The organism is Ferrovibrio sp. GW821-FHT12E11 (genome assembly GCF_058806975.1).
In genome coordinates, this window is sequence record NZ_JBXAQG010000001.1 from 1,544,178 (window position 1) to 1,556,677 (window position 12,500).

General features: G+C 60.3%; 8 protein-coding genes (1 of these 8 only partly in view). 1 reads left to right on the forward strand and 7 read right to left on the reverse strand.

The genetic code is table 11. The features are described 5' to 3' along the window. The 5 genes from AC1ROT_RS07580 to AC1ROT_RS07600 all read right to left on the reverse strand — a co-directional run. Positions 1–1,648 (reverse strand): FG-GAP-like repeat-containing protein (locus AC1ROT_RS07580; protein WP_492998173.1); only part of this gene is annotated, 1,648 nt, incomplete at its 3' end. Positions 1,649–1,658: 10 nt separating this feature from the next. Continuing rightward, entirely contained in the window at positions 1,659–4,595 is a 2,937-nt protein-coding gene (locus AC1ROT_RS07585) for an FG-GAP-like repeat-containing protein (RefSeq protein WP_492998175.1), read from the reverse strand. A gap of 166 nt (positions 4,596–4,761) precedes the next feature. Next, positions 4,762–5,238 (reverse strand): prepilin peptidase, encoded by a 477-nt coding sequence (locus AC1ROT_RS07590; protein WP_492998177.1) that lies wholly within the window; start codon positions 5,236–5,238, stop codon positions 4,762–4,764. Positions 5,239–5,246: 8 nt separating this feature from the next. Further along, positions 5,247–8,156, reverse strand: a complete 2,910-nt coding sequence (locus AC1ROT_RS07595) for an FG-GAP-like repeat-containing protein (RefSeq protein ID WP_492998178.1) — start codon at positions 8,154–8,156, stop codon at positions 5,247–5,249. Between the two features lie 761 nt (positions 8,157–8,917). Then, the gene (locus AC1ROT_RS07600) at positions 8,918–9,613 is read right to left on the reverse strand and encodes a hypothetical protein (protein WP_492998180.1); all 696 of its coding nucleotides are present in this window, start codon (positions 9,611–9,613) and stop codon (positions 8,918–8,920) included. Positions 9,614–10,002: 389 nt separating this feature from the next. On the opposite strand from AC1ROT_RS07600, the gene AC1ROT_RS07605 reads away from it, so the two are divergent. After that, on the forward strand, positions 10,003–11,646 hold the full coding sequence (locus AC1ROT_RS07605) for a hypothetical protein (protein WP_492998181.1): 1,644 nt from the start codon (positions 10,003–10,005) through the stop codon (positions 11,644–11,646). On the opposite strand, the gene AC1ROT_RS07610 is transcribed toward AC1ROT_RS07605, so the two are convergent. Together AC1ROT_RS07610 and AC1ROT_RS07615 are read right to left on the reverse strand one after the other, a co-directional pair. Beyond that, positions 11,603–12,121 (reverse strand): hypothetical protein, encoded by a 519-nt coding sequence (locus AC1ROT_RS07610; RefSeq protein WP_492998183.1) that lies wholly within the window; start codon positions 12,119–12,121, stop codon positions 11,603–11,605. The two genes, AC1ROT_RS07605 and AC1ROT_RS07610, sit on opposite strands and share 44 nt — an antisense overlap. Positions 12,122–12,124: 3 nt before the next feature. Beyond that, positions 12,125–12,500, reverse strand: partial view of a site-specific integrase gene (locus AC1ROT_RS07615; protein WP_492998184.1) — the final stretch only. 611 nt of this gene lie beyond the right edge of the window; 376 of the gene's 987 nt are visible here — the last part of the coding sequence; its start codon lies off the right edge, out of view — the gene reads right to left on this strand; it ends in the stop codon at positions 12,125–12,127.

Here is a 12,500-nt window from a genome sequence, read left to right on the forward strand (position 1 = left end):
CGTTCACATTGGTGGTCACTGCAAAGGTGCCGTCGCCGTTGCTCAGCCACAGCGTACGCAGCGGCATGTATTCAGACCGGCCCACCGAGTCCGTCCAGTCCCACAGGATGTCGGCCTTGCCGTCGCCGTTGAAGTCGTAGATATGCGGCACCCAGTAAACCATTGTGCCATTGGCACCGGCGACATTGCTGATCGCCTGGAAGGTGCCATCGCCATTGCCCAGCCAGAGCGTGCGCGATGACGGGTCGTTAGAGCGCGCATCGGAATACGCATTGTTCCACAGGATATCGGGAATGCCATCACCATTGAAATCGGCGAAATGCGGACGATGGCCGCCCAGTGTGCCGTTGGCGCCGCCCACATTGTTGATCACCGTGAAGGTGCTGGTACCGTTCGACAGCCACAGAACTCGCGTCGAGCTGGAGCTGGATCGGCCATAAGCATCGGCAAAGTCCCACAGTACGTCGATTTTGCCGTCGCCGTTGAAGTCGACGAAATGCGGCCGGTAGGTCGCCATAGTATTGTTGGCGCCGTTCACATTGGTGGTCACTGCAAAGGTGCCGTCGCCGTTGCTCAGCCACAGCGTACGCAGCGGCATGTATTCAGACCGGCCAGCCGAGTCCGTCCAGTCCCACAGGATGTCGGCCTTGCCGTCGCCGTTGAAGTCGTAGATATGCGGCACCCAGTAGACCATCGAGTTGTCGGAATTCGCCACATTCGTCAGCGTCGTCCAGCTCTGCCCTGCACCTGTATAGGTGAGCGTGGCGCCGGGCAGGCAATTGTTGGCACCATCGCACTGTGTCAGCGTGATCAAACGCGCGCTGCCCATCACCGGACTGGCCTCGTAGGTCGCGCGGTACTCCCTGACCAGGTTTTCGGCCTGCCAGGCCTGGACCTTGGCCAGGCGCTGGGTGGTTTTGATGATGCTGCCGGCCTGATAGGCCGGGCTGATGTCGCTGCGCGCTTCGTAGGTGAAGCGCACCGAGTTGCCAGGTGCCGTGCCGCCGTTGCCGGTATAGTCGATGCGGCTCGGGCGGTACTCGCCATTGGCATTGTCCTCGGTATAACTCACCGAGAACCAGTTGCCCTTGGTGTCGCTGGTCTTGCTGATCGCCCAGACTCGGACTGAGCTTTTGCCCTGGGCCTCGATCTTCGAGTCGGCGGTGTTGCCGAATTCCATCACCAGCCCGGCCTTGGTCCAGGCCTTGAACCAGCTCGGGCCGGAGCCGGCCGTGCCATAAGAGACGACCTTGCTGAAGCTTTCGCGCTCGGTGCGGTATTCGGTCAGATCGGCACCATAAGTGCCGCTGGTGGCGATGAGGCGCTGGCCATCCAGGCAGAAACGGTCATTGGCATCGAAAGCCACGCCGCCGGTCTGGCCATCCTGGGCAATCGTGCGGCCGCAGCGCGCGATCGAGGGCAGGCCGCTCAGCGACCAGCCCACACCGAGCAGGCCGTTGCCGCTGCGGCTGTCGTAGGACAGCGACAGTTTGGGTTCCAGCCCGGCCGTACCCGGGACAACAGAGATCGGGATGGTGTAAGACGCCGAGCCGGTATCGGTCACCTCGAACTTGCCCGGCAACGTCATCTGCGCAAAGGCCGGAGTTGCGACGGTAAGGCCGAGGACTACGAAGCAGGCCAGTTTCATGTCTGCGATCCTATGGCGTGGTGCTGGTGACTTCCGACCGTGTGAGCCGCCCGAGCAGCCAGTTGGCGGTGTCGTTGCTGTATGTGTTGGCGGTGGTCTTGACATGGCCGTCGCCGGTGGAAACACCGACCTGGGTAGCATTGCCATAGGTATCGTAGGTGTAGCTGGTGGTGACCGCCGGCAATGCCGCGCCGGTGAGTTCCCAGCTCTCTTCCAGGCTTTGCGTCAGGAACGGATAGCGCCGCGTGCCGCCGAGATTGGTGCTGCTGTAGGCATTGGTGCTGCGGTTGAGCAGCTGGCTGCTGAGCTTCTTCTCGCGGCTGGCGACCAGGCCGGCGAAGGGATAGTCCTGGCGATAGCTGGTGAGCTGCTCGACGCTCGTCTGCTCGTCCTTCACCGTCATCTGGCGGAAACCGAGGAAGCCGCGACCGTGATTGTCGGCCTTGGCGCCGGCATAGCGATAGGTGCTGCGGTATTCGCCGCCGAGGCCGTTGGCGGATTTCACTTCCTTGGTCACCCAGAGCGGGCCGTTGAGGTCGCGGCAGGGCCAGGCGCAGACGGATCCGCCGGTATCCCTGGTATAGAAGCTGCCGGTGTTAACGCGATCGGCAATCACCGTCGTCAGCGCACCATTGCCCGATGTCGCCGTCGCCAGCAGATCGTTCGCCGGCGCCTGGTAGCCCTGGAACGTCCAGAGCACCCGCAAGCCATCATAGGAACGGGCGCCATCCCAGAGCGAATGATTCCAGATGATATCGGTCTTGCCGTCACCATTGAAATCGCCAAGCCACGGCACGAAATGGGGATTGGCACCGCTGGCGACTGGCACCGTTCCCACCTGGAAGGTTCCATCCCCTTTGCTCAGCCATAACGTACGGGATACAGGCTCATTCGAGCGGCGGGCAGACAGGGCATAATCCCAAAGGACGTCCACCTTGCCATCGCCGTTAAAATCAGCCGCGTAGGGTTGGTGGGTCCCAAGCGTTCCATCGGCACCCGCAACATTTGTGATGATATTGAACGTGCCATCGCCTTTGCTCAGCCAGAGAACGCGCGCACCGGGATCGTTCGAGCGCTCATCCGATAGCGAGTAATACCACAAGACATCCGACAGGCCGTCGCCATTGAAGTCCTGCACGATGGGGCGGTAGAGGCCAAGCCCGTTGTTGGCGCTGGCAACATTGCTGATCGCCGTGAAGCCGCCGTTGCCATCCGAGAGCCAGAGGAAACGCGTCGGGGGGATACTGGAATCCGAACGGCCGTTTGATTCCGTATGGTCCCAGAGAATATCCATGCTGCCATCGCCGTTAAAATCGCCGAAGCGCAGCATATGGGCATACATGGTGCCGTCGGCGCCGGCCACATTGTTGACAACGGTGAATGTGCCATCGCCGTTGCTCAGCCACAGCTTGCGCTGCGTGGGCGAAAGCGAGCCGCCGTATGGATCGCTGTAATCCCACAGGATATCGGTTTTGCCGTCGCCGTTGAAATCATGCGCGTATGACCGGAACAGCCCCAACGTATTATTGGCATTGTTCATATTGGAAATGGTCGTGAAGGTTCCATCGCCATTTGAAAGCCACAGATACCGCGTGGGCGGGATACTGGAATCCGAGCGACCATTCGATTCGGTGTGATCCCAGAACAGATCCATCTTGCCGTCACCGTTGTAATCACCGAAGCGCGGCATATGGGCATACATGGTGCCGTCGGCGCCGGCCACATTGTTGGTAACCGTGAAGGTGCCGTCACCGTTCGACAGCCACAAACTCCGCGTGATCGGCCAGGACGAGCCGCCATAGTAGTTGACGACATCCCAGAGGATATCGGCGCGTCCGTCGCCGTTAAAATCATGGATATGCGGTCGGGCGGAATACAGCGTTCCATTGCCGCCAGCGACATTACTGATCGACTGGAAAGTGCCATCGCCATTGCTCAGCCACAGAATCCGGACATTGTCGGCGGATTGGCCGCCTTCATAGGCATGGTTCCAGAGAATGTCGGCCTTGCCGTCACCGTTAAAGTCAGCGATGTAAGGGATAAAATGGGACAGCAGGTAATTCGAATTCGCGACATTCGATAGGCTCGTCCAGCTTTGTGCGGCCCCGGTATAGGTCAGCGTGGTGCCGGGCAGGCAATTGTTGGCGCCATCGCATTGCGTCAGCGTGATCAACCGTGCGCTACCCATCACCGGGCTGGCCTCATAGGTCGTGCGGTACTCGCGCACGAGATTTTCGGCCTGCCATGCCTGCACCTTGGCCAGGCGCTGGGTGGTCTTGATGATGCTGCCGGCCTGGTAGGCCGGGCTGATATCGCTGCGCGCTTCGTAGGTGAAGCGGACCGAGTTGCCCGGTGCGGTGGCGCCGTTGCCGGTGTAGTCGATACGGCTGGGGCGATACTCGCCATTGGCATTGTCCTCGGTGTAGCTGACCGAGAACCAATTGCCCTTGGTGTCGCTGGTCTTGCTGATCGCCCAGACCCGGACTGAGCTTTTGCCCTGCGCCTCGATCTTCGAGTCAGTCGTATTGCCGAACTCCATGATGAGGCCAGCCTTGGTCCAGACCTTGAACCAGCTCGGACCGGAGCCGGCCGTGCTGTAAGAGACGACCTTGCTGAAGCTCTCGCGCTCGGTGCGGTATTCGGTCTGGTCGGCGCCATAGGTGCCACTGGTTGCGATCAGCCGCTGGCCGTCCAGGCAGAAACGGTCGTTGGCATCGAAGGCCACACCGCCGGTCTGGCCGTCCTGGGCAATCGTGCGGCCGCAGCGCGTGATCGACGGCAGGCCGCTCAGCGACCAGCCGACGCCGAGCAGGCCATTGCCAGAGCGGCTGTCGTAAGAGAGAGAGAGTTTAGGTTCGAGACCGGCCGCGCCCGGGACGACAGAGATCGGGATCGTGTAGCTGGCCGAGCCGGTATCGGTGACCTCGAACTTGCCCGGCAGCGTCATCTGCGAAAACGCCGGGACAGATGCCAACAGGGCTGCTGTCACGGCCAATGAGGCCATTTTTATCCGATCGATCACCACAACCCCCAATAGCCGATTCGCCCGGCCTTATGCCTGCTGCACAGCTAAAAGGTTGCAGAATTGGTTGTCAATCTTGTCCGGGCTACACCTAAAAGAAGCGTAGGTGACAAAAAACCATGACCGACGCGGCAATCAATCCCGGACCGAAGGGAATCGGGCCGGTGTCCGTCCAGCGGGACGGCGAAGGACGCAGCAATCGACGGCCTGCCACCCAGAGCAGGGTCAGCAGCGCGCCAATTCCTATGACCGCAAAAATGTATTCGATACCGACCCAGAGCCCCGCCGCCGCCACGAACTTCACATCGCCAAGGCCGAGGCCCTCCTGTCCGCGGCGCGCCAGAAAATACCCCCGGACCGCATAGAGCAGGCCGGCTCCCAGAAGACTGCCGCTGAGCAGCGCCATCGTATCGGCCGGCAATCCACCATCCAGCAATTGCCAGGCGATGGCGGCTCCGGCAAATGCGGCATTCAGACCATCGGGCAGCCTGTGTTCACGCAGGTCATAGACCAGCAGGGCCGCCAGAATCAGGCCGGCGACAGTCAGAACGCTTCCGGCCAGCAGCATGGCGCCGCTCAGTTCCCGGGCGTGGTGCTGGTGACTTCGGAACGGGTGAGCCGGCCGAGCAGCCAGTTGGGCGCGTCGTTGCTGTAGGTATTCGCCGTGGTCTTGGCATGGCCGTCGCCGGTCGAGACTCCAACCTGCGTGGCATTGCCGTAGGCGTCGTAGCTGTAGCTGGTGGTGACGGCCGGCAGCGCCGTGCCGGTGAGTTCCCAGCTCTCTTCCAGGCTATGGGTCAGGAAGGGATAGCGCCGGGTACCGCCCAGATTGCTGCTGCTGTAGGTGTTGGTACTGCGGTTGAGCAGCTGGCTACCGAGCTTTTTCTCGCGCGACGCCACCAGGCCGGCGAAGGGATAGTCCTGACGATAGCTGGTCAGCTGCTCGACGCCGGTCTGCTCGTCCTTCACGGTCATCTGGCGGAAACCAAGGAAGCCGCGGCCGTGATTGTCGGCCTTGGCGCCGGCATAGCGGTAGGTGCTGCGATATTCGCCGCCGAGGCCGTTGGCGGATTTCACTTCGGCAACGACATAGACGGCGCCATTGATATCGGCGTTCGGGTAAAGCGCGCCGGTATCCCTGGTATAAAGCGACGCAGGCCCCGAGATCGGTTTGGACTGGACCTGGGTCAGACCGCCGGTGCCTGTGTTCAGCGTTTCGACATAGTCAGCTTTCGATCCATTGCCGATCATGACCTCTGTTCGATGCTCGCCATAGACGACTTGCAAGGTATCGGCTAGGCCGTCACCGTTGAAATCATCCGCAAGCACAGCCCCATATGAGGTCGACCAGAATTGGTCAGGAGCATTGTAGCTGGCGGAGTATGCCTGCGAGAAACCCAGACGAAAGGTTCCATCACCATTCGACAGCAGAATCTGCGCGTGCGGTTGCCCGGCATTCGCACTGAAGTCGTAAACCACTTGCAGCACGTCCGTGAGGCCATCACCATTGAAGTCGCCCAGGGTCGAGTGGGCATGGCTGATGCTCCAAATCTGGCCAAGAACGCGGCTTCCTGTAGTCGCCGGCTGGTAGAGACCTGGCCTGAATACACCATCTCCCCCGGCCAGCATTACCTGAGCGCGATTCTCTGCATATATGATCTGCAATGTATCGGACAGGCCATCACCATTAAAATCTCCTGTAAAAACCGGACCATAAGATGTGCTCCAAAACTGATTCGGCGCGTTGTAGTTCGATGAGAACGGCTGAACCATTCCCAAATCAAATGTGCCATCGCCCTTCGACTGCAAGACCTGAACATGCGGTGCACCGCTGCTCGCGCTGAAGTCATAGACCACCTGCATGATATCTGTCCGGCCGTCGCCATTGAAATCGCCAAGCGAAACCGGAGCGTCATTGACACTCCAGAACTGCCCTGCCGTTCGCGGGCTGGCACCGGACGACTGATAAACTCCAGGTGAGAAACTTAAGGTACCCGCCGCATTAAGGCTGGCGAGCATAACCTGCGCCCGCTTTTCTGCATAAATGATCTGGACCGTATCGGTTAGACCGTCGCCGTTGAAGTCACCAGTGAAAACCGGTCCATAGGACGTACTCCAGAACTGATTAGGTGCGTTATAACTGGCACTGTAAGCCTGAGAGGCGCCAAGACGGAAAGTGCCATCACCATTCGACAGCAGTACCTGCATCTGTGGCTCGCCGACATGCGCACTATAGTCATATACAACTTGCATCACATCGGGCAGACCATCGCCATTGAAGTCGCCCATCGAAACGCGTGCGGCATTGACGCTCCAGAACTGACCAGCGGTCAGCCCCGATACAGCAGCCTGATGCATACCGAGACGAAAGGTTCCATCGCCATTAGAGAGTAAGACCTGGGCTCGGTGCTGGCCTTGGGAAATTTGCAGCACATCGGCAAGGCCATCGCCGTTGAAATCGCCGGTCATGACGGGGCCGGTCGAGGTACTCCAAAACTGCCCGGCAATACCGGAGCCGGTCTGCTGATAGGTCCCGCGCCGGAAGGTGCCGACGCTCCCGCTACCCAGCGCTAGAACGGTGGACGGAAGGCAATGCTCCTGCCCGGCCCCATACGCGCAGGTTGTCAAACTGATAATCCGCGACCGATGAGTTGCCGTACCGATTTCGTAGGTAGGTCGATACTCGCGCACGAGATTTTCGGCCTGCCATGCCTGCACCTTGGCCAGGCGCTGGGTGGTCTTGATGATGCTGCCGGCCTGGTAGGCCGGGCTGATATCGCTGCGCGCTTCGTAGGTGAAGCGGACCGAGTTGCCCGGTGCGGTGGCGCCGTTGCCGGTGTAGTCGATACGGCTGGGGCGATACTCGCCATTGGCATTGTCCTCGGTGTAGCTGACCGAGAACCAATTGCCCTTGGTGTCGCTGGTCTTGCTGATCGCCCAGACCCGGACTGAGCTTTTGCCCTGCGCCTCGATCTTCGAGTCAGTCGTATTGCCGAACTCCATGATGAGGCCAGCCTTGGTCCAGACCTTGAACCAGCTCGGACCGGAGCCGGCCGTGCTGTAAGAGACGACCTTGCTGAAGCTCTCGCGCTCGGTGCGGTATTCGGTCTGGTCGGCGCCATAGGTGCCACTGGTTGCGATCAGCCGCTGGCCGTCCAGGCAGAAACGGTCGTTGGCATCGAAGGCCACACCGCCGGTCTGGCCGTCCTGGGCAATCGTGCGGCCGCAGCGCGTGATCGACGGCAGGCCGCTCAGCGACCAGCCGACGCCGAGCAGGCCATTGCCAGAGCGGCTGTCGTAAGAGAGAGAGAGTTTAGGTTCGAGACCGGCCGCGCCCGGGACGACAGAGATCGGGATCGTGTAGCTGGCCGAGCCGGTATCGGTGACCTCGAACTTGCCCGGCAGCGTCATCTGCGAAAACGCCGGGACAGATGCCAACAGGGCTGCTGTCACGGCCAATGAGGCCATTTTTATCCGATCGATCACCACAACCCCCAATAGCCGATTCGCCCGGCCTTATGCCTGCTGCACAGCTAAAAGGTTGCAGAATTGGTTGTCAATCGAGGCGAGATTACATCTAAAAGTAAACTCATTCGGGCGACAAACCATGAGCAAGGCGGGACAAGGTCGGTTGCTGAATCATGAGCAGCCGCGACCGACTCTGGGCAGCAGGCGGAGCCAACCGATAGGGCCAGGACTTCGTCCATTCGGCCAGTAGACGCCCTTCCGACTGGACGACAATCTGATGCCATGTCCAGCGACTTACCTTCGATCGCATCAGCATCTGCTCTCACCGCTCCGAGCGGAGATCAGCCGGCAGCGACTATTCTGGCAGATGACCCGCTGCTGACTCGCCGCGAGCTAGCAGCTCGCTGGCGCTGTTCGCTGTCCTGGTTGGAAAAGCGCCCAGCCGCCGATCTACCGCCGCGCTGCGCGGTGCTGCCGGGCCAAATCCGCTATCGACTATCGGATGTCCTTCGCTTTGAGGCATCAAGGGTCGACTGCAGCCATCCAATACAAGGCATGAGCCCTCAGGCTCTTGATCCTCTGCAGCGTCTACACTGCCGTTCTCCAGTCCCACTGCCAGGGTTTCCAGTCCGCTTGCCAGAAATCAGTGCCCGCAAACAACGCCGCGGCGGCCGGCCGGCCAAACCGGCCATTATAGAACCTCAGCCGGGGCAGAACTAAGAAGTGCCATTCAAGACACTTGAAGCGCCAAGAGGGATCAACTCTATCGACCTTGGCGTTTAAGTGAAAAAGAGGACGAGACCGAATACTGTGACGAACAGTACGATCATCCCAACCCAGAACCAAACGAGTTGCCATTTAGTAATTTGTTGGGACTCCCTATCGACAGATTCCGAATCAATCCAACTTGGTCCACGTCCATCGGTATACCGCTTCGGTGCCGCATCGGATCGCCCAGCGCCATGCAACACGCCAATTGGGGCCAACGCACTCTCCTGAACCAGATCAGTGCCTGCGAGTTGGCTCTGAAGGAGTGCGACAAGCCGTTCGAGTTCGCCAGGCTCTTGACCTGGCTTCAGGCAATTGGCCTGCAGGAGCGGAAGCGCGTGCCGGAGATCGAAGTCGAGCTTTACCAGCATCGTCAGCACTTGCATTAGAACGACCTGCTTTTCAGACTTCAGCAGAAGGTCGACCCTGTAACGGCTCTTCCCTTCGATATCCTGTTTGCGCCTGCCCATCACATCTCTCCATGACCAATCGTCATTTTTGGCCGATTTGCTGTCTGCCGGGCGTCCCTCCGTGGCCGCGCCCGGCCGTTGCGAGAAGCCCAGGCCACAAACTGTTAGACGTAACCAATCGGCCATTGGTTTCACCTGGATTCGAGATTTTTGGGTGCCGCGGCGAAAAGATGTGAATGGCATGTTCCCGGATTTCCCATCCCAGGAATCCGATAATTGTGGAGTTTCGTCATTCACGTGGGAATTCCACCGGCCGCAGCCTTATGCTGGCTGTATAGCTCGATGCTAGGGCACGGCTTCGCAGTATTTCGTTGCATGGAATGCGCCGGTTGGGAAAATACCCACCCCCCCCCGCAAGAAGCGGCCCCAAACACCCGGGATACTTCTAAAAACAATAGAATCGGCGCGCATTCGCCCCGCGATCTAAACCGGCAGAGCCATCAAGTGCCGTCGCGATACCCGTACTGGCGCCCAGACCACGTCTCTGGCCATCCCTGCTCAGCGCAAAGGGTGTGCCAGGCACTGGCCTGCGCTTTCAAGGCCAGCTCGGCGAGTCACCGCATGAAACCGATAAGACGATAACGCCGTCTAACCCTCAGAACGCAATTGCTCTGAGGGTGCGATCAATGACTGGTAGTAGGCTCAATTACGAAAGCGGGCTGCGGCGCGTCTTCCACTTGATCGAAGAAGAATGGCGAATAGGGCGCCTGGATGACGATGACGACATCACGGCACTGCTGGGACGGATGCTCGGACAGACCCGCCGGCAGGGCTCTGTTTCCGGCAAGCCCGCACGAACCTTCCACCTCAATGTAAAGTCATTCAAGGCAACGGCACCGCGTCGCCGGCCCACCCCGGCACCAAGCCGTCAAAAGCCTGTCGCAGAGCGAAACCAGAAATCTACCGTCAAGCAGAAGGCTTCAGTGCATAAACGGCTGGTGGCCAAGCTTGCCTATATCCAGCGCACCGGCCCCCATGTGTCGCGGTCAGACCTTATCGCTGAGGGCGGCGCCCCTCCTCAGGCGATGCTGGCTTGTGCCTCGGCTTTAGCCAACGGCTCGGCACGCTCGAATGCCAACATTCTCTACACCATCGTGGTAGAACTCCCGCGCTCCCCCAAAATTGAGCCCCTCATCAAGGTCGGCAATGCGCTGGTCGGGCTTTTCGCGGATCGCCGCTGTCCGGCCATCTACGCCATCCATGACAGCGCCAACCCGCATTTGCACCTTTTGGTCGCCGCCCGTCCATGTCGGGAAATCGCCCAGGGCTATTGGGTCGCCGAGACCCAGGGTCGGATGGGATATCCCGGATTCCGCCTTTTCGACGGCCGGGTCGCAATCCGGGAGTTTCGCCGAGATGTCGCCAACCTGATCAATGACATCTGTCAGCCCGCGGTCAGGTTTCATCCCGGGCGCCGGCCCGACACCACATTAGAGGGCCCGGCAGAACGACGGCTCGGCCGGACCGAATTCCGCCAGCAGCAAAATGCGCTCAAGTGGCTCATGCTGGAACACATCACCAGGCTACGGAACACCCGGCGATTAGAGGCCGGTAAAAGCACGGGTATCGCTGAAAAAAAGCCGGCATTGGTGATATCCCCAAGCGCAATCCCTGTGCCTAAGGCACCGCCGGGGATTTCGACCCTCCCCATCATTCGAAGCCGGGAAAATCCCCAGCTGACGCAGCAGGGCGTGCCGCATATCGCGGGGACGTCGCCAGTCCGTGCCGGCCACAAGAAACCGCGGGCGGAAGCTCCCACGGCAAAACGCCCCGTTCCGCCCATTCAACAACGAGGCTCTTTGCCTGTTGATCCCGCGCCAACAATGCCTGCTGTCAAAGGGGTGTCCGCCATTTCCGGCAAACCTATAAAGCCACACCCGTCCGGCAGTCGGCTTACACAACCGTTGAGCCCAGCGCGGTCTCCACAATCACCTCCGCCTATCGATGGCGAGGGGATGGTCGCCGCATCGATGGAACTCTGGCGCGATCACGACAAGGAGACCGAAAACCAGTATCTGATCCGCCTCAGAGGCATACCGCAGGATCGGCTCACACACGCGTTGCAGAGCAGCCTCCGTCTGCTGAAGATCTATAATAACGATCTCGCGAAGCCATCTCGCGAGACGGCCCAGGCGCTTGCGATCTTGCGGCACGGCTATCAGCAGGCCCGCAAAGTTTGGGCCGAGAGCGATCGCCGCGGCAGATCCCAGGAAGCGCCGACGCCGCTCAGTTCCAGCCCCTCGAGACGCCCTCGCGGTGTCGAGCGATAAGCGCCTGCTTGGTCTTGTCCGTATTCACCGGCTGGACATGCCAGCGCAGGCCTTCGGGCAGGATTTGCCATTCGACCTGCACGGCATCACCATAGCGTTCGATGTGATTGGTTATGGCCGCCAGTAACGGCGCCACCTTGTCGGTGCGGCAAAAGCCATCGCTTCGGTAATCGGGCGCCGCGATCCAGGGCGGCAGGCCGGCCGCCAGGCAAGCCCGCATGGACGCGAAGGCTTGGCCCTGGATCAGGATGTCTGCCGCAACTGCTCGCAAACCCCAATCGCCGAAGAGGCCCGGCGCTTCAGCCTCGGCCTCGTCACGATTGCGGTAGACGGGTGCAGACAGCAGCAGGTTGGGGCCGCTTGACCAGACATGCCGGGCGAAGGGCAAGTCGGCACATTCGGGCCCCGGCTCAGCTGGCCCTAAGTAAATGCCGAGCTGCGGCTGCCAGATGACATGGAATCCATCGAGATGCATGGCTCAGCCCAGCTCGCGCGCGATGTCTTCTGGCCGAAGCTGGGTATAGCGCTTCAGCATCTGGAGCGTTTGATGCCCAGTAATGGCCGACACTGTCATCATGTCGAAGCCGCGCTCGAAAAAGCGACTGGTCGCTTCATGCCGGAGATCGTGGAAGGTCAGATTCTCGATTCCCGCCCGCTTGCAGATCCGCTCAAAAGCCTGGGTCATGCCATCACGGGTCAGCGGAAAGACCCTGCCGTCGATCTGCCGGGGCAAGCCGGCAAGCACCGTCGTCGCCTGGCTGGACAGCGGCACCTTGCGGGATATCCGCATGGTTGGGTGTTTCACGTCTCGCAGTAAGGCAACGCGCTTGTCAAAATTGATGTCGGCCCATTTG